This window comes from Oceanisphaera pacifica, from assembly GCF_017498065.1.
GTDB lineage: Bacteria > Pseudomonadota > Gammaproteobacteria > Enterobacterales > Aeromonadaceae > Oceanimonas > Oceanimonas pacifica.
Genome location: NZ_JAGDFX010000006.1, coordinates 139,478 through 156,247 on the forward strand (window position 1 = coordinate 139,478; position 16,770 = coordinate 156,247).

14 protein-coding genes are annotated in these 16,770 nt (G+C 46.6%); 11 read left to right on the forward strand and 3 right to left on the reverse strand.

Features of this window, described 5'->3' with window-relative positions:
* Nucleotides 1-394: 394 nt before the first annotated feature.
* Nucleotides 395-3,094, reverse strand: coding sequence for a two-component sensor histidine kinase BarA (gene barA, locus J3U76_RS06700; RefSeq protein WP_208005152.1), 2,700 nt, complete (start codon nt 3,092-3,094; stop codon nt 395-397).
* 80 nt (nt 3,095-3,174) lie between these two features.
* On the opposite strand from barA, the gene rlmD reads away from it, so the two are divergent.
* From rlmD to J3U76_RS06725, 5 genes are all read left to right on the forward strand, one after another.
* On the forward strand, nt 3,175-4,491 hold the full coding sequence (rlmD, locus tag J3U76_RS06705; protein ID WP_208005153.1) for a 23S rRNA (uracil(1939)-C(5))-methyltransferase RlmD: 1,317 nt from the start codon (nt 3,175-3,177) through the stop codon (nt 4,489-4,491).
* Nucleotides 4,492-4,500: 9 nt separating this feature from the next.
* Nucleotides 4,501-6,732, forward strand: coding sequence for a GTP diphosphokinase (gene relA, locus J3U76_RS06710; RefSeq protein ID WP_208005154.1), 2,232 nt, complete (start codon nt 4,501-4,503; stop codon nt 6,730-6,732).
* Nucleotides 6,733-6,837: 105 nt separating this feature from the next.
* A complete protein-coding gene (gene mazG / locus J3U76_RS06715; RefSeq protein ID WP_208005155.1) occupies nt 6,838-7,647 on the forward strand; it encodes a nucleoside triphosphate pyrophosphohydrolase in 810 nt (269 codons plus the stop codon).
* Nucleotides 7,648-7,718: 71 nt separating this feature from the next.
* Nucleotides 7,719-8,522 carry a tetratricopeptide repeat protein gene (locus tag J3U76_RS06720; RefSeq protein WP_341534316.1) on the forward strand — a complete coding sequence of 268 codons (804 nt, stop codon included), beginning with the start codon at nt 7,719-7,721 and terminating at the stop codon, nt 8,520-8,522.
* A 194-nt stretch (nt 8,523-8,716) separates the two neighbouring features.
* Nucleotides 8,717-9,160, forward strand: coding sequence for an Rrf2 family transcriptional regulator (locus J3U76_RS06725; RefSeq protein ID WP_208005156.1), 444 nt, complete (start codon nt 8,717-8,719; stop codon nt 9,158-9,160).
* 71 nt (nt 9,161-9,231) lie between these two features.
* Here the strand turns inward: J3U76_RS06725 and J3U76_RS06730 are convergent, their stop codons facing one another.
* Both J3U76_RS06730 and J3U76_RS06735 read right to left on the reverse strand, forming a co-directional pair.
* The gene (locus J3U76_RS06730) at nt 9,232-10,497 is read right to left on the reverse strand and encodes an HlyC/CorC family transporter (protein WP_208005157.1); all 1,266 of its coding nucleotides are present in this window, start codon (nt 10,495-10,497) and stop codon (nt 9,232-9,234) included.
* Between the two features lie 68 nt (nt 10,498-10,565).
* Nucleotides 10,566-11,354, reverse strand: a complete 789-nt coding sequence (locus J3U76_RS06735) for a cytochrome C assembly family protein (protein WP_208005158.1) — start codon at nt 11,352-11,354, stop codon at nt 10,566-10,568.
* A 144-nt stretch (nt 11,355-11,498) separates the two neighbouring features.
* Here J3U76_RS06735 and ffh point away from each other — a divergent pair, with 144 nt between their 5' ends.
* The 6 genes from ffh (at nt 11,499) to J3U76_RS06765 (ending at nt 16,467) form a co-directional block, all read left to right on the forward strand.
* Nucleotides 11,499-12,890, forward strand: coding sequence for a signal recognition particle protein (gene ffh / locus J3U76_RS06740; RefSeq protein WP_208005159.1), 1,392 nt, complete (start codon nt 11,499-11,501; stop codon nt 12,888-12,890).
* A 200-nt stretch (nt 12,891-13,090) separates the two neighbouring features.
* A complete protein-coding gene (gene rpsP, locus J3U76_RS06745; RefSeq protein ID WP_208005160.1) occupies nt 13,091-13,342 on the forward strand; it encodes a 30S ribosomal protein S16 in 252 nt (83 codons plus the stop codon).
* Between the two features lie 21 nt (nt 13,343-13,363).
* Nucleotides 13,364-13,885: a ribosome maturation factor RimM gene (gene rimM / locus J3U76_RS06750; RefSeq protein ID WP_208005161.1), complete on the forward strand. Its 522-nt coding sequence runs from the start codon at nt 13,364-13,366 to the stop codon at nt 13,883-13,885.
* Nucleotides 13,886-13,912: 27 nt separating this feature from the next.
* Nucleotides 13,913-14,662, forward strand: coding sequence for a tRNA (guanosine(37)-N1)-methyltransferase TrmD (gene trmD, locus J3U76_RS06755; protein ID WP_208005162.1), 750 nt, complete (start codon nt 13,913-13,915; stop codon nt 14,660-14,662).
* A 32-nt stretch (nt 14,663-14,694) separates the two neighbouring features.
* Nucleotides 14,695-15,054 carry a 50S ribosomal protein L19 gene (gene rplS / locus J3U76_RS06760; RefSeq protein WP_208005163.1) on the forward strand — a complete coding sequence of 120 codons (360 nt, stop codon included), beginning with the start codon at nt 14,695-14,697 and terminating at the stop codon, nt 15,052-15,054.
* Nucleotides 15,055-15,285: 231 nt separating this feature from the next.
* Nucleotides 15,286-16,467 (forward strand): MFS transporter, encoded by a 1,182-nt coding sequence (locus J3U76_RS06765; RefSeq protein WP_208005164.1) that lies wholly within the window; start codon nt 15,286-15,288, stop codon nt 16,465-16,467.
* Nucleotides 16,468-16,770: the final 303 nt, after the last annotated feature.

The window sequence follows — 16,770 nt, forward strand, 5'->3', positions numbered from 1 at the left end:
AATTTTTTGCATTCTTATTACATGACTTCATTTGTGGCAAGCATCGCGCGGTAATCTATTGTTTTTTTATAGATATTATGTTGAACGTCAAGGCTTTTCATTGAGCTTTTAAGCCGTACCATCATTTTATGCGAGTAAATTCGTCCTACGAAAAGCCAGAGCCACCCTTTGGTCATTGCGAGGAGTGCAACGACGCGGCAATCCATTTAACAAACAGTAATAAGCTAGAAGCCGGAAGTAAAACCAAAAATAAAAATGCCTCAGTGTTTTTGTTTAGCTTACCGCTTCCAGCTCTGAGCTTCCGGCTTTCTATACGCTGAGCGCTGACGAAAAAAACACAACCGCAGCTTTTCTTTAATGTAAAGCGGCTGGCGTATCAGGTACCGCTGCCTGTTCACGACAAATAAGTTTTTGCTTCAATTCGTACTTGTTCGATACGCTCTTCTAACTCCAATAGCTCAGGCTCCAGAGCGTCTAGGGGCTGTTTGGCCAACAGCGCCTTTTCTAACTCAGCAATTAATGCTTGCAATTGAACCACGCCGCAATAGGCACTGCCGCCATGCAACTTATGTAAAGGCGGATACAGCTGTTGCTCGTCTAAGTGCCCCGACAAAGCGGCATTTAAAAAGGGAGTAAATTCATCAAAGCTACTTAATAGTAGCTCAAGCATTTCTTTTGCTAGCTCCTCTTTATTTCCTGCCTGTTTGATAGCTAAAGACCAGTCTATTTGTCCTTTTGGCTGTGTATAACAGGCAAACTGCTTAATTATATTCGCCAACATAGATTCATCAATTGGCTTGGTTAAGTAATCATCCATGCCCTGAAGCATAAGCCGATCGCGCTCTCCCTCTATTGCATGAGCGGTCACTGCTACTATAGGGGTGTTGGTATTCGGGCCTTGGCCAGTGCGAATTTCTTGGGTAGCCTGAATGCCGTCGAGTAACGGCATTTGTATATCCATAAAAATAATATTGTAATGATGAGTGTTGGCCAGATTTAGTGCTTCTTGGCCATTAGAGCAAGTGTCCACTTGGCTAACCTGTTCGTTCAGCATGGCGCTGATCAGTTTAAGGTTAGCGGGGTTATCATCGACAGCCAGCACGCGCAATGTCTGTTTGGGTGCGGTGGGGGCCAAGATTGCCGGAAGCTGTTTTTTAGGCTCAATGACAACCTGACCCAGCAGGGCTTGTGCCAACTTTTGATAATGCACGGGTTTACTCAGGCACAGCTCGGCCCCAGCTTCAAGTGTTGCCTCGCTGAGTGCTGGGTCAGTGGAGCTCAACAGTGCGACTACACTATGCCCTTTTGCTTTTTGCTGGCTAATGGCTTGCTCTATTTGGCTAGGTAAAGTGGTGGGGAGAAAACCGAGCAAGGCACAGTCTATGGCCATATTAGGATGATGCTTATGCAATATTTGTACGCCCCATTCTTGTAACAAAGCAGTGGTGGCCAGCCGGCTGAATTTGTCTTGTTCAATATAGAGTACGGTTTTACGACTAAGTTCGGTTAAGGGGAGCGGTTCGGATAGGGGGAGTGCAGCCCGGTCTAGCTCTAGGGTAAAACTAAACACAGAGCCCGTCCCTAGTTCTGAATGTAGCGCTATGCTTCCTGCCATTTGGTGTACCAGCTTTTGGGTAATAACTAGGCCAAGTCCAGTGCCGCCATAACGACGCGAAATGCTGGAGTCGGCCTGATTAAATGCTTGAAACAATTGGCGGCGCTGGTTATCAGAAATCCCAATACCGGTATCTTGCACATGAATACGTAAAGCCGCTTTATTGGGTTGGCTAGCTGGGCGTGCGTCAACCCGCACATCAATATTTCCCTGTTCGGTAAACTTAACGGCATTCCCTACCAAGTTGGTTACAATTTGTTGCAGTCGTAACGAATCTCCCATTAACGCATCTTCTACTGCGGCATCAATACGTAGTGATAACTCCAATCCCTTTTCGTGAGCACTGGGCGCGAGCAATGTCATCACTTCTTGTAAGCTATCACGCAATGAAAAAGGAATTTGTTCAAGCGTTAACTTGCCAGCTTCTAACTTAGAAAAATCGAGAATATCATTAATGATACAGAGTAAGTTTTGCGCCGACTTCTCAATTGTTTTTAGATAATCAAGTTGATTGGCCGTCATGCTGGTTTTTTGTAATTGTCGAGCAAAGCCGATCACCCCATTTAGCGGAGTACGTAGTTCATGAGACATATTGGCTAAAAATTCTGTTTTTACTCGGGCGGCTTCTTGAGCCCGCTTTTTTGCCATGTCCAGTTCAATATTTTGAATTTCGATCTGCTCTAAGGTTTCGCGTAGATCAGAGGTAGCTTGGTCGATATTTTGCTGCATTTCCTCATGATATTCAGACAAAGATTTGGCCATGGCATTAATGCCATGTTTGAGCATTTCCATTTCGCCACTAAACTCCCCTTTTACTCGGGTATCTAGTCGGCCTTCTCGGATCTTATAAACAGCGTTGACCATATCATTAACAGGTTGTGACACACCTCTAATTAATCGGCCACCAAATAATGCGCTTAGCCCTACCGCCAGCAACACAATGAGGCCGGCAAAAAAGCTATCTTTATAATGAATCAACATGGTTGAGTCATTGGTCAGCTGCATGGCGATATAGCCTATGGGAACGGCGGATACCTCCTCCCAAGAGGAGTCGGTTTGAATATTATCGGTGAGCACGGGAGTGCGTAAGATAATGCCATTTTCCCCATTTTCTACGAGTGTCGACTGAGGAATGGGCATATCTTTGGGTAAGCGTAATAGATTAAAATCGCGATGATAGTTAGAGGTAACTAATAAGCGCCCTTGCTTATCAAACAAGGCGATAGATTTAATTAGTGGGCTATTGTTACGGTGAATATTACTAAGTAGACGATTGAGTGACTCACGATTACGACTGGTTAATGCCAGTTCACTGGCTAATGCCATAGGCTCAATCACATTAACGCCTTGCTGAGTTAACGCATCTTCGAGTTGTTGATAGCGGCTCACAGAAAAGTAACCGGCTAACGCAATGCCAATTAGCAGGGTGGGAATAATGGTATAGGCGAATATTCTTGCTCTTAGGCCGTATTTGGTCATAGTTTGCTAATGTGGGACAATGTGTACATCAAATCAACAGGCGCTAATGATGACATAGCCGCCTCAAGGGCTCCACGTTTATGGTTCAGTTCTTTAAGGAAAGTAAACCCAAACCGCAAAAGCAAGCACTGTTAGACGTGACAGTGCTTGATACTAATAGGCAGGGAATGGGGGTGGCGCGTTACCAAGGGCGCCCTTTGTTAATAGCAGGGGCACTGCAGGGGGAGCACGTTCGGGTGCGCTTGGCTGTACAAAACAATAAATATCAAAGTGCAGACTTAGTGAAAGTACTTAAGCCTGCTGACACACGGCTAACCCCGTTTTGTCGCTACACCCACGAATGCGGTGGCTGTACCTTGCAGCATATGGCAAGTGATGAGCAGCGCACCTTTAAAGCAAACGCCGTGCGACGTTTGTTTGCGCGCCAAGGCATAGATAAGTTACCTGAGTTTGAATGGCTAGAGCCTATAGAGACTCAGGCATACCGGCGTGTGGCCAGACTGGCGATTCGGCGGCAAAAAAAGGGCGTGGCATTAGGCTTTAGGCGTGGCCAATCCCATCAGCTGGTAGAAATTGAACACTGCGGTGTTTTGCGCCCTGCGTTGTCCGCCTTGATTGCACCACTGCGCAAGCTATTAAATCAACTGACCGCACTTAAGCAGTTAGGGCACCTCGAGCTTTACGATGCGGCAGAAGGGGTCGCGGTTTTGCTGCGCCATACCAACACCTTGCCAGCTAGCGATATTGAACTATTGCTCAGGTTTGCCCAGCAGCAAGAAATGGCTTTATTTTTACAAGATGATAATGGACGTCGTCCGCTGCACCTTCCCTTTTCACTTTATTATCAAATCGATAATATTAAGTTGTTTTTTACGCCTGGCGACTTTATTCAAATTAACGCTGAATTGAATGCACAAATGGTTAGCCAAGCACAAACTTGGCTGGCAGCTGCGCCTGAGATGCCTATTTTGGATCTGTTTTGTGGCGTTGGTAATTTTTCTTTGCCATTGGCAAGTGCAGGCCACCCTGTTATAGGTGTTGAAGGGGTGATGGAAATGGTGGAGCAGGCCAGAGGCAATGCTGAAGAGAATAATTTGGCTCAAGCCCGTTTTTATCGTGCCGATTTGGCTGCTGACTTCACTCAAGAAGTCTGGGCACAACAAGGGTTTGATTATGTTTTATTAGATCCAGGCCGTGCTGGCGCTGAAAAAGTAATGCCGTATTTATGTCAAATGGAACCTAAGCGGTTATTGTATGTCTCTTGTAATCCAATAACACTGGCGCAAGATAGTCACGTATTATTGGCGGCAGGTTATCAATTAACGCGGTTAAGTTTAATTGATATGTTCCCTCATACCGCACATTGTGAAGCAATGGCCTTATTTGAACTCAGTTAAGGGATAGTTATGGTTGCAGTACGCAATACTCATCTAGCAGTTAACTTTAGCCTAGAAGAGTGGGCCAATAGCCTGCCCTTTACGGCCGATGAGCAACAACAACTGAAAGCGCTTTATGAGTATTGCTCTGAGCTTAAGGCGCCGGCTGACAACCCTTTGTTGCTACCCGCGCACGATCTTCATGCGCAAGGCGTAGAGATGGTAGGCATACTGCTTACCCTGAGTATGGACTTGGACACCATTAAAGCGGCGTTATTGTATCCGTTTCTTGAACAAGGCTATCTCGACTTAGCGCAAGTAACCGCTGATTTTGATAGTACCATCAGTCAGTTATTACAAGGCGTGACTGATATGGAAGCGATTCGTTCGCTACAAGATGTGTACACCAATAACAACTCAGAAGTGCAAGTTGATCGTGTACGACGCATGCTAATGGCCATGGTAGAAGACGTACGAGCCGTGGTAATTAAGCTTGCGGAGCGTATTAGCTGCTTACGTGAGCTTAAGCATGCTGACGAAGAAACTCGGGTTTTGGTGGCAAAAGAAATTTCCAATATTTATGCGCCTCTCGCCAATCGACTGGGTATTGGTCAGCTAAAGTGGGAGCTTGAAGATCTTTCCTTTCGTTATTTACACCCAGATACCTACAAGTTAATTGCCAAGTTACTGCATGAAAAACGCCTAGCGCGAGAAGCCTACATCGATCAATTTGTTGACGGATTAAAATCCGCCTTTGCTGAGGCCGGAGTGCAGGCTGAGGTTTATGGGCGACCTAAGCATATTTACAGTATCTGGCGCAAAATGCAGAAGAAAAATCTGGATTTTGATGAGCTGTTTGATGTGCGAGCGGTACGGGTAGTGACGTCACATTTACAAGACTGCTATGGCGCATTAGGGGTGGTTCACTCTTTGTGGCGCCATATTCCTCGTGAGTTTGACGATTATGTTGCTAACCCTAAACCTAATGGTTATCAGTCTATTCATACGGTAGTAATAGGCCCCGAAGGGAAAACGGTAGAAATACAAATTCGCACCGAGCATATGCATCAAGACGCAGAGCTGGGGGTGGCAGCGCACTGGAAATATAAAGAAGGCAGCAGTGGCGGTACCAAGCAAAGTGGCTTTGAAGATAAAATAGCTTGGCTGAGAAAGCTGCTGGCATGGCAAGAAGACATGGCCGAAAGTGGCTCTTTGGTTGATGAGCTGCGCAGCCAAGTATTTGAAGACAGAGTGTATGTATTTACGCCCAAAGGCGAAGTGGTGGATATGCCGCTAGGAGCTACTCCCCTTGATTTTGCCTATTACATTCATAGTCAAATTGGACATCGCTGTATTGGGGCTAAAATAGACGGTCGCATTGTGCCTTTTACTTATCAGTTACAAACCGGCGATCAAGTGGAGATTATTACCCAAAAGCAGCCTAATCCTAGTCGCGATTGGATGAACCCAAATCAAGGCTTTTTACGCACCAGCCGTGCCCGCGCCAAAGTCAGTACTTGGTTTAAAAAACAAGACAGAGACAAAAATATTGTGGCTGGGCGCGAGGCATTAGAAAAAGAGCTAGAGCGATTAGGCTTAGCGTTTTCTTCCTTAAATAAAACCGTACTCGAGCGCTTTAATGTGGCGCACCTTGATGATTTACTGGCCGGCATAGGCGGGGGTGATCTTAGGATCAACCAGTTGCTGAATTTTTTACAAGCGCAATATAAAAAGCCCACCAGTGCCGAAGAAGACGCTGAAGCCTTGCGGCAGTTGGAGTTAAAAGCCGCCAAAAAAGCGCCGGTGCAAAAGAATAAAGATCATGTAGTGGTACAAGGGGTTGGCAACTTGCTGACCAATATTGCCCGCTGTTGCCAGCCCATTCCAGGTGATGAAATTATCGGTTTTATTACCCAAGGTCGCGGCATTTCTATTCATCGCAGCGACTGTGAGCAGCTAAAAGAGCTACAAAGTCAGCATCCAGAGCGTGTGGTAGAAGCAGTATGGGGGGAAAATAACAGCGGTGGTTATCAGCTGACCTTGCGGGTGTTAGCCAATGATCGCTCTGGCTTATTGCGTGATATCACCACTATTTTGGCCAATGAAAAAATTAATGTTACCGAATTTAGTAGCCGAGCGAATCGTAAACAGCAAACGGCGACCATGGATATGGAGCTAAAAATCTACAATATAGATACGCTGAGTCGCGCGCTGGCTAAAATTAGCCAGTTGCCCGATGTAATAGAAGCGAAAAGACTATAAAGACGGCGGTACGCTTTACGCGATAAGTTAAAACAAAACGTGGTTCGTCTTTAACGTGTGGCGTACCGCGTATGACGTACGGCTTCTTTTACATAGGAACTATCTATGAAACAGCAAAATTATTCACTCGATGATTTACTGGCTATTATGGCGGCGTTGCGCGATCCGGTTAACGGCTGTCCGTGGGATAAAAAACAAACCTTGGCCAGCATAGTGCCTCATACGTTAGAAGAAGCCTATGAAGTGGCGGATACTATTGAGCGAGGAGCCATTACCGAACTGCCAGGTGAGCTGGGAGATTTATTATTTCAAATTGTATTTTATGCCCAACTGGGGAAAGAGCAGTCGCAGTTTGACTTTAATGATGTAATACAAGCAATAAATGACAAGCTGGTGCGCCGCCATCCTCATGTATTTGCTGATCAGGTTTTCTCTAGTGAAGCGCAGGTAAAAGCCAATTGGGAGCAGACGAAGGCCGAAGAGCGTCAAGCATTAGATGCGAATGCGACTAGCGTGTTAGATGATATTCCTCGCAATTTACCCGCGTTAACCCGAGCGAATAAAATCCAAAAACGCTGCTCGGCGGTGGGCTTTGATTGGCGCGAATTAGCGCCTGTTATTGATAAAATTCACGAAGAGCTAGAAGAAGTGAAGGCTGAACTTACGCCTAGTCTGCCCAATCAGGAACGCATTGCCGATGAACTCGGTGATCTATTATTTGCCTGCGTTAACCTAGTGCGCCACCTTAAAAAAGATCCCGAAGCTGTGTTGCGCGGTGCCAATGATAAGTTTGAACGCCGATTTAGAATGGTTGAAAAAGCCTTGCAGGCAGCAGGTAAAGACAGCCGTGAGTGCAGTGAAGAAGAGCTGGATCGTTACTGGCAACAGGCTAAGTTAGCAATCTCTCAGCAATAAGCTGCCATTAGCTAAGTGGCACACTTATGCTTTAACACACAGTGCCGATAAGGTATGCAGGAGGACGGTCAATGACACGTTTATGTGGATTACTATACTTGTGCTTGAGCCTATCGGTGATGGCCGCTGAGCGTTCAGAGCTGGCTGACACAGCTGTGAGTGATGCCAATGTTGCTAGCGATTCGCAAAACACAGGCTCACAAAAAGCGCAGGCAAACTCACCGCAGAGCACTCAGCCTAATAGCAAACCTGATCGAGAAAATGACGAGCTAACCAATGCGCTTCAGTTAGCGCAAAGTGAAGTTGAAGAGGGTGAGCTACGTGCCATTCCCTTATATGAAGAGTACCAGCTGATTGAGTGGATTAATGCCAACCACCATTTAAAGCAAGTGCGTGATATTGATAACTGCCAATTAGTACAAGATATTGAAGCTCGAGCTGAAGTCTTGCGTTTACCTGCTTATCAGTTTTTATGGGGAGATATGCTGGCGTGGGGAGTTTGTGTTCCTCAACAACCTCGCCGCGGATTAACCATGCTCTGGAAAGCCGCTGAGCAAGGGCTACCAGCGGCATTGGAGCAATTAGGGCGTTATTATTATAATGGCACCTTGGTACAAAAAAACCGCCAACGGGCTGCACCTTTAATGCAAGAAGCTGCCAGTCTCGGGTTAGAAAAAGCGCAGTTTGCCTGGGCGCGCTGGTTATTAGCTGGCAGTGGCAGCCCTCTTGATTATCCTCAAGCTTATTTGTGGTTAAAAAAGATGGTGCTGGCCGATAAAGCACAGCATCAAGAGGCGGAAAAGCTGAGTGCAGCTTTAGCCAGTAAAATGCCGGCGAGTAAGGTTAAGCAGTTAAATAATCAGCTACTTTTTTAGTGTAAAAGCGAGGCTGCTCTTTAAATCAATGGGCGAGTTAAGAATTCTCTGGTAAATTTCTATATATATAAGTATTAAGTGTTATTCTACACGGCTTATTGTGCCAATAAGCCGTGCCTGTGGCTGCATGCGTGGCTATATGCATATATGAAGCTATTTATACCTCACGTTTTTCTTATTCAGGATATGTCGACATGAAGCTGACCACCTATACCGATTTTGGTCTAAGAACCTTGATGTACTTGGCAACCCTGCCCGAGGGAGAGCTAACCAGCGTGGCGCACGTTGCTAATGTGTATGAGATATCGCGTAACCATTTGGTTAAAATAGTGAATCAGCTGGCGCGTGAGGGTTATATTCGTGCTATTCGCGGTAAAAACGGCGGTATTTGCTTAGCGCGTAAGCCTGCTGACATTAACATTGGTACTGTGATCCGCACTTTAGAGAATAATATTCAAGGTATAGATTGTGGCAGTCCCGCTTGTTACTTGGTGAAAGTCTGCCGATTAAAGGATGCGTTAAAGAAAGCCATGGATGCTTTTTTAGCCGTGATGGACGGCTATACCTTGGCGGATCTTATTGGTAACCGAGACGAACTAATGGTGATTTTTAGCGAGCTAGACCCCCCGAAAAAATAGCGGTCAGCTGGAAGCTAGAAGTGAAAACCCAAACATACTGATTTAGTCTCTTTCTTCCAGCTTCCAGCTTTCTATTTGTAATAGTGGGGGAGTATGCGTACTAGCTTGATCATATTATTTTCTACATCAAGAATTTCAATAGGATAACCGGCTAGGCGTAGGCAGATATTAGCTTTAGGAATATCTTCTAAATACTCGATAATTAAGCCGTTCAGCGAGCGGGGGCCATCGTTAGGTAACTGCCAATTAAGCTCTTTGTTGATATCACGAATACTCACCGAGCCCTCTATAAGGTAAGAACCGTCATCTTGCGGTGTTATCTCTTCACTCAAGGTAGGGCTAATGGTGGTGGTAAAGTCACCGACAATTTCTTCCAGAATATCATCCAAGGTCACTAACCCCTGAATGTCCCCGTATTCATCTACAATAATGCCAATGCGCTCTTTGTTACGCTGAAACTTAACCAGTTGCACATTGAGCGGTGTGGCCTCGGGAATATAGTAAAGCTCACGTAGGGCACGCATTAAGTTCGATTTACTAAATTCATCTTTTGCAAATAAGCGTAGCGCATCACGGGCATGGATAAAGCCCAGAGCATCGTCAATATTATCCCGATATAACAACACTTTAGTGTGCGGGCTTTGCATTAACCGGCGGCTAATACTCTTCCAATCTTGTGTGACATCTATGCCGTAAATTTCATTACGCGGCACCATAATATCGTCTACTGTGACCTTTTCTAAATCTAAAATAGACACCAGCATATCTTGGTGACGACTCGGGATCAGCGCCCCCGCTTCGTTGACTATGGTGCGTAATTCTTCAGAGCTAATCGCATTATCTTCTTGGCTATGAGGGTTAATACGAAATAACAATAGTAGGCCATTAGAAATCGCATTAATCATCCAGACCGCAGGGTATAAGAGAACCATGAGTGGCTTAAGTATCACAGAAGCCGGAAAGGCGACTCGTTCAGGATATAAAGCCGCGAGTGTTTTAGGCGTGACTTCGGCAAAAATAAGCACCACTACGGTCAGTGCCACAGTGGCAATGGCCACCCCATAATCGCCAAATAAACGCATTGCAATTAAGGTGGCAATAGCAGATGCCAAGATATTGACGAGATTATTACCGATTAAGATCAGGCCAATAAGCCGGTCTGGGCGAGATAATAAAGTTTCTACTCTTAACGCTGACTTATGTTTATTTTGCGCTAAATGCCGCAACCGGTAGCGATTTAACGACATCATGCCCGTTTCTGAGCTGGAGAAAAAAGCAGAAATAAAAAGTAGTACTATCAGGATACCGCTAAGGGTACCCGTGGATATCTCGTCCAAGCAGACCGTCCTGTCTTATATACCAATTTAAAATAAGGGCTAACATTATAGCTGTATCACCACATAATTTACCCTAATAGCACTTCTCGTACAAAGCGACTACCAAAATAGGCCAATGTTAATAGCAAACTGCCCGCCACACTGGTCCAGATCACTTTACGACCACGCCAGCCTAAGCGGTGATGTCCCCACAATAAGCCAACATAGACACACCAAGCAAGTATGGTCAGCACGGCTTTATGTGCTTTGGTAGGGCTAAACATATCTTGCAAGAAGAACAGGCCGGTAGAAATAGACAGCGTTAATAACACCACCCCCACAAAAATCAGCCGAAATAGATAACGTTCTATGGTCATTAGTGGCGGCATGGCGGGGAGGTTAGTCAGCTTATGATTTTTTAATCGATTATTTAAAAAGCCGAGTAAAATAGCTAACAGTGAGGCAATGGCCAGTAGCGAGTAAGACATTAAGCCTAAGCCAATATGGACTAATACCTCGGGGCGAGTTTCTAGATACATGCTGTAATAACTGGGTAATAGCACATCGGCGGCCAGCAAAATGCCCGCAAAGCCATAAACCAGCGGCATTAGCAGCCAAACTTTAAAGCGCGTCACCAGTAACGTCATCATAATACTAATAATCAGACTGACCAGCGAGGCGACATGTAGAATGCTTAAATTTTGCCCAGGCACTAGCACCACAGAATCGAACAGCCAAAGGCCGTGCAATAAAATGGCGCATGTTGCGGCCAGCAGGCTATAGCGGCGCCGATTGCCCTTAGGGTTGAGCATGTTATGTATACAGGCGAAGGCCGCTAATAAATAAAATGCCATCGCCAAAACAGCAAGCAATTTCATAATGAATTTAAGCCATTAATCGGTTAAATGAGAAGAGTTGTCAGTATACCCTTAACACAAAGCATATCGCTACCCAAGCTCACTTAAGTTCGGTGGATTATTTGGGTATACTAGTAGTAATTTTCGCCAAATGCGGGCTACATCATGTTTGAAAATCTTACCGAAAGACTATCGCATACCCTGAAAAACATCAGTGGTCGTGGTCGTTTGACTGAAGACAATATCAAAGAAACCTTGCGTGAAGTGCGCATGGCTTTATTAGAAGCCGACGTGGCACTGCCAGTGGTTCGGGAATTTGTGAACCGAGTAAAAGAGCGTGCGGTGGGGACTGAGGTCTCTAAATCACTGAGCCCAGGACAGGCTTTTATTAAAATAGTGAATGCTGAGCTGGTTGCCGTGATGGGGGAGGCCAATGAAGGGCTTAACTTATCGGTAGCACCGCCGGCCGTTATTTTAATGGCGGGCTTACAAGGGGCGGGTAAAACCACCTCTGTGGGTAAGCTGGCTAAGTATTTAAAAGAAGAACAAAAGAAAAAAGTATTAGTGGTGAGTGCCGATGTGTATCGACCTGCCGCTATTAAGCAGCTAGAAACTCTGGCCTCAGATCTAGGCGTGGAATGCTTCCCCAGTAATATAGAACAAAAGCCAGTTGATATTGGGCGCAATGCGTTGGATTACGGGCGCAAACAATTCTTTGACGTCTTGTTGGTGGATACCGCCGGCCGTTTGCACGTTGATGAAGACATGATGGGGGAAATTCAGCAGCTGCATGACGCCATCACCCCTATAGAAACGCTGTTTGTGGTGGATGCTATGACCGGGCAAGATGCGGCTAATACCGCCAAAGCCTTCAGCGAAGCGCTACCGTTAACCGGTGTAATTCTGACCAAGGCCGACGGTGACGCTCGTGGTGGTGCCGCCCTGTCTGTGCGCCACATTACCGGTAAGCCGATTAAGTTTATTGGTATGGGCGAAAAAATAGAAGCCCTAGAGCCCTTCCATCCTGAGCGTATTGCTTCTCGTATTTTAGGCATGGGTGACATGCTGTCTCTTATTGACCAAATGGAGCGCTCGGTTGATAAGGATAAAGCCGCCAACATGGCGAAAAAGCTGAAAAAAGGCAAAGGCTTCGACTTAGAAGACTTTCGCGATCAGCTAATACAAATGCGCGACATGGGTGGTATGTCTAGCCTAATGGATAAGTTACCGGGCATGGGGAAATTACCTGACTCGGTAAAAGATCAGGTTAACGATAATATGACGGTGCGCATGGAAGCCATTATTAGCTCTATGACCCCCAAAGAACGTCGCTTTCCTGATTTAATTAAAGGTTCGCGCAAACGCCGTATTGCCATGGGCTCTGGCACCGAAGTGCAAGAGGTGAATAAATTGTTGAAGCAATTTACCCAGATGCAAAAAATGATGAAGAAAATGTCCGGCAAAGGCGGCATGCGTAAAATGATGGGCCAAATGAAAGGCATGATGGGCCCAGGTGGTATGGGCGGCATGGGGGGAGGCGGACGCGGCCCTTTCTAAATAGATTCAGCTTGCCCTGCCAGATAATGGCTGCAAGCAGCCATCAATGAAATATTTGGCGTATTAGGCCAAAACTTGCGGTTGTGCGGATGTCAATTTGGTTGCATTGTCGCCATATTAGAGTACACTTGCGCAGCTTATTTTAAGCTCGGGTTCGCACTGTCTGCGAACCTCGTTTGTTTCAGTATATAGAGGACGATATGGTAACCATTCGTTTACAACGTGGTGGCGCAAAAAAGCGTCCGTTTTACCAAGTAGTTGTTGCAGATAGCCGTTATGCTCGCGATGGTCGTTTCATCGAGAAAGTAGGTTTCTTCAACCCTATCGCAACTGGCCAAGCAGAAAAACTGCGTTTGGACCTAGAGCGTATCAACCATTGGGTTGGCCAAGGTGCTAGCGTTTCTGAGCGTGTAGCCAAATTGGTAAAAGATGCCACTAAAGCGGCAGCTTAAGTTTTAAGGTAGGGAATTAAAGTGAGCGAACCTGTAGTTGTAGGCCAACTGGGCGCCGTTTACGGCATTAAAGGTTGGTTGAAGGTCAACTCCTTTACCGACCGACCAGAAGGCATTTTCGATTATCAGCCTTGGCTGATGAAAGACGGAAGCGGCTGGCGAGAAGTTCAGGTATCTGGATGGAAACGTCATAACAAAGGTCTTATTTGTAAGCTGAGTCATGTAGAGCAGCGCGAAGAAGCCCAACTGCTTACCGGCTTCGACATTGCCGTAGATGCAGCCTCGTTTGTTGCGCTACCCAATGACGAGTTTTACTGGCGCGATTTAATCGGCTGTCGGGTGAAGAACACCAAAGGCTATGACTTTGGCTTGGTGTCTCAGCTGATGGAAACCGGTTCTAACGACGTATTAGTAATTAAAGCGAATGCTAACGATGCATTTGGTAAGCACGAACGGTTAATTCCTTTCGTGGAAGACCAAGTAATACAGTCTGTTAATATTACAGACCGCATCATTGAAATTGATTGGGATCCGGATTTTTAACTCAAGTCACATTGCACGGAGAAGTTCATGTGGATAGGGGTTGTTAGCCTCTTCCCGGAGATGTTCCGGGCAGTATCTGACTATGGAGTGACCGGGCGGGCCGTTAAAGAAGGTCTGCTGACATTTGAATGCTGGAATCCACGGGATTTCGCCCAGGATAAACACCGCACTGTTGATGACAGACCCTACGGGGGCGGACCTGGGATGCTAATGATGGTTCAACCATTGCGTGACGCTATTGCGGCAGCGCGAGCGGCAGCCGGCGAGGGAGCCAAGGTAATTTACCTTTCTCCTCAGGGCCGTAAGTTGGATCAGCAAGGCGTGACTGAGCTGGTAACCAATAAGAAATTAATTTTGGTTGCAGGCCGGTATGAAGGTGTGGATGAGCGCATTATTCAAGCTGACGTTGATGAAGAATGGTCAGTGGGTGATTATGTGCTTAGTGGTGGTGAGTTGCCGGCCATGGTGCTGGTGGATGCGGTGGCCCGTTTGGTGCCCGGCGTTCTGGGTGACATGGCGAGTGCCGAGCAAGACTCTTTTACAGAAGGCTTGTTAGATCATCCTCACTACACGCGCCCTGAGCAGCTAGCGGGAATGGCCGTTCCTCGTGTGTTGTTAAGTGGCCACCACGCCGATGTGGACCGTTGGAGAATGCAGCAGTCGTTAGGCCGCACTTGGTTAAGAAGACCGGAGCTTTTAAACAACCTAGCTCTGACTGACGAGCAAGAACAGCTTCTTGCCCAATTCATTCGCGATTACCGCGCGTCTGAACAGTAGAGTTTTCAGTTTACCCTAGGTAAGGAAATATTATGAGCAACATCATTAAGCAAATTGAAGACGAACAGTTACGTACCGACCATCCTGAGTTTAACCCAGGTGATACCGTACGTGTTCAAGTACGCGTTGCCGAAGGTGGCAAAGAGCGTCTACAGGCATACGAAGGCGTGGTAATTGCTAAGCGTAACCGTGGCCTGCACTCTTCTTTCACCGTACGTAAAGTATCAAGCGGTGAAGGCGTTGAGCGTACATTCCAGACTCACAGCCCGTTGATCGGCAGCGTAGAACTGAAGCGCCGTGGCGCTGTACGTCGCGCTAAACTGTACTACTTGCGTGAGCGTTCAGGTAAATCAGCGCGTATTAAAGAGCGTTTGGTTCCTCGCGGCAAGTAATACTGCCGACCGGTTGTGTCAAAAGGCCCGCATTTGCGGGCCTTTTTGTTTGCTAAAAGTGAAGCGCCAAGCGCCCGGCGCCCAGCCAAGAGTAAACAGCTATTTTCTCCTCCTGATACTGGTCAGGAGCTGGTTTTGATGTCTATTATTTAGCCTTGGTGCTTGGTGCTTGGTGCTTGGTGCTTGGTGCTTGGTGCTTGGTGCTTGGTGCTGTTACTTGAGGGAATATAAATGCCTATTACGGTGTGGGGCTTATCAATAGCGCAGGCGCTATTGATGTCGGGTAATATTTTACTGGTGTCTATTTCAGCGCTAGTCGGGCAAGAGCTAGCCGTGCATCCGGCACTGATCACCTTACCCATCGCCTGTCAGTTTTTAGGCTTAATCACGGCCACCTTGCCAGCAGCCCATCTAATGCAAAAACTGGGACGAAAAATCGGCTTTATTCTAGGTAACTTAATCGGGTTGTTAGGCACTTGGGTGGCGTTACAGGGCTTGGTAGCAGCCAGTTTAACCTGGTTTGCCCTAGGCACTTTTTTAATTGGTATCGCCATTGGTGTTGGCCAGCAATACCGCTTTGCGGCATTAGAGGCCTGTGCGTCGGCCCAGCATGCGCGCGCCATTAGTATGGTGATGGCCGGGGGCGTTTTAGCCGCCATTATTGGCCCTAACTTGGCGATATTATCGCAAAATTGGCATGATGCTAGCCCCTACGCTGGGGCATTTTATGGTTTGTTTGGTCTCTATGTATTAGCACTATTATTAATTGTGAGCTTACCGCTGCTTAAACCAAGTGTGGAGCATATAGACACTGGCGTTCGGCCTTATCGCGTGCTATTTCGCCAACCATTACTGGTGGCGGCCATTGCGTCTGGCATGATTGGCTATGGCATTATGGTGTTGATCATGACCGCCACGCCACTGGCAATGAACCAAGCACAACATGGCTTTAATGATACCGCCTATGTCATTCAGTGGCATGTGCTGGGCATGTTTGTGCCATCCTTTTTTACTGGTAACTTGATCCGACGCTTTACTACCCGCCGCGTTATTTTATGGGGTTGTGGGGCTTTATTGCTCAGTGTGGCGGTGAATTTGGCTGGGCAGGGTTTTTGGTATTATTGGTGGGGCTTATTATTACTGGGTGTGGGTTGGAACTTTACGTTTATTGGCGCCACGCATTTGCTGACGTTTAGCTATTTACCTGCAGAAAAAGCCAAGGTACAGGGCATTAATGAATGCTTTGTTTTTAGCGCAGCCGCATTAGGCAGCTTATTTGCCGGACAGGGCTTGGCGATGCTGGGTTGGCTTGGCTTAAACCTTTTTGCAACACCTTGGATCTTATTCGTCGCCATGCTTATCTGGCGATTAAAAGAACAAACTCCCAGCGCAGCTGTTAGTGAGCAGCCGTAAGCGGTCAGCTGTTTTGTAGCCGCTGCGTTAGCTGCGAAATTCAGCGCGGCAATCCATTTCGAAAGAAAGCGCTACGCCTAACGTTGAGCGCTTTACGTTAAAGAAAACTGCGATTTGGTTTTTCTCGTAAGGCGCTCAGCGTAAAGCGTATAGAAAGCCGGAAGCTCAGAGCTGGAAGCGGTAAACTAAACAAAAACACTGAGGCATTTTTATTTTTGGTTTTACTTCCGGCTTCTAGCTTCAAGCTTATTACTGTCTGTTAAATGGATTGCCGCGTCGTTGCACTCCTCGCAATGAGCAATC

Coding starts and splice junctions, on each gene's coding strand:
- J3U76_RS06735 (WP_208005158.1), bottom strand. CDS start 11,354: ATGAAATTGCTTGCTGTTTTGGCGATGGCATTTTATTTATTAGCGGCC.
- mazG (WP_208005155.1), top strand. CDS start 6,838: ATGAAACAGCAAAATTATTCACTCGATGATTTACTGGCTATTATGGCG.
- J3U76_RS06725 (WP_208005156.1), top strand. CDS start 8,717: ATGAAGCTGACCACCTATACCGATTTTGGTCTAAGAACCTTGATGTAC.
- rlmD (WP_208005153.1), top strand. CDS start 3,175: ATGGTTCAGTTCTTTAAGGAAAGTAAACCCAAACCGCAAAAGCAAGCA.
- ffh (WP_208005159.1), top strand. CDS start 11,499: ATGTTTGAAAATCTTACCGAAAGACTATCGCATACCCTGAAAAACATC.
- J3U76_RS06720 (WP_341534316.1), top strand. CDS start 7,719: ATGACACGTTTATGTGGATTACTATACTTGTGCTTGAGCCTATCGGTG.
- rpsP (WP_208005160.1), top strand. CDS start 13,091: ATGGTAACCATTCGTTTACAACGTGGTGGCGCAAAAAAGCGTCCGTTT.
- barA (WP_208005152.1), bottom strand. CDS start 3,094: ATGACCAAATACGGCCTAAGAGCAAGAATATTCGCCTATACCATTATT.
- J3U76_RS06765 (WP_208005164.1), top strand. CDS start 15,286: ATGCCTATTACGGTGTGGGGCTTATCAATAGCGCAGGCGCTATTGATG.
- trmD (WP_208005162.1), top strand. CDS start 13,913: ATGTGGATAGGGGTTGTTAGCCTCTTCCCGGAGATGTTCCGGGCAGTA.
- rplS (WP_208005163.1), top strand. CDS start 14,695: ATGAGCAACATCATTAAGCAAATTGAAGACGAACAGTTACGTACCGAC.
- relA (WP_208005154.1), top strand. CDS start 4,501: ATGGTTGCAGTACGCAATACTCATCTAGCAGTTAACTTTAGCCTAGAA.